The organism is Pseudoxanthomonas jiangsuensis, assembly GCF_010093185.1.
Taxonomy (GTDB): Bacteria; Pseudomonadota; Gammaproteobacteria; order Xanthomonadales; family Xanthomonadaceae; genus Pseudoxanthomonas; species Pseudoxanthomonas jiangsuensis.
Genome location: NZ_PDWL01000085.1, coordinates 1 through 777 on the forward strand (window position 1 = coordinate 1; position 777 = coordinate 777).

3 protein-coding genes are annotated in these 777 nt (G+C 45.4%); all 3 read left to right on the forward strand.

The features are described 5' to 3' along the window. Positions 1-154 (forward strand): Cro/CI family transcriptional regulator (locus CSC62_RS17370; protein ID WP_134636752.1); only part of this gene is annotated, 154 nt, incomplete at its 5' end. 118 nt (positions 155-272) lie between these two features. Beyond that, entirely contained in the window at positions 273-566 is a 294-nt protein-coding gene (locus CSC62_RS17375) for a CII family transcriptional regulator (RefSeq protein ID WP_000251069.1), read from the forward strand. 32 nt (positions 567-598) lie between these two features. Beyond that, positions 599-777, forward strand: a 179-nt coding sequence (locus tag CSC62_RS17380; protein ID WP_211369039.1) for a replication protein, incomplete at its 3' end; no start/stop codon positions are given.

The window sequence follows — 777 nt, forward strand, 5'->3', positions numbered from 1 at the left end:
AACCAAGACAGCTAAAGATCTCGGCGTATATCAAAGCGCGATCAACAAGGCCATTCATGCAGGCCGAAAGATTTTTTTAACTATAAACGCTGATGGAAGCGTTTATGCGGAAGAGGTAAAGCCCTTCCCGAGTAACAAAAAAACAACAGCATAAATAACCCCGCTCTTACACATTCCAGCCCTGAAAAAGGGCATCAAATTAAACCACACCTATGGTGTATGCATTTATTTGCATACATTCAATCAATTGTTATCTAAGGAAATACTTACATATGGTTCGTGCAAACAAACGCAACGAGGCTCTACGAATCGAGAGTGCGTTGCTTAACAAAATCGCAATGCTTGGAACTGAGAAGACAGCGGAAGCTGTGGGCGTTGATAAGTCGCAGATCAGCAGGTGGAAGAGGGACTGGATTCCAAAGTTCTCAATGCTGCTTGCTGTTCTTGAATGGGGGGTCGTTGACGACGACATGGCTCGATTGGCGCGACAAGTTGCTGCGATTCTCACCAATAAAAAACGCCCGGCGGCAACCGAGCGTTCTGAACAAATCCAGATGGAGTTCTGAGGTCATTACTGGATCTATCAACAGGAGTCATTATGACAAATACAGCAAAAATACTCAACTTCGGCAGAGGTAACTTTGCCGGACAGGAGCGTAATGTGGCAGATCTCGATGATGGTTACGCCAGACTATCAAATATGCTGCTTGAGGCTTATTCGGGCGCAGATCTGACCAAGCGACAGTTTAAAGTGCTGCTTGCCATTCTGCGTAAAAC

Bases quoted from the DNA above. Each gene is read 5' to 3' on its own strand.
- CSC62_RS17375 (WP_000251069.1), top strand. From the start codon at position 273: ATGGTTCGTGCAAACAAACGCAACGAGGCTCTACGAATCGAGAGTGCG.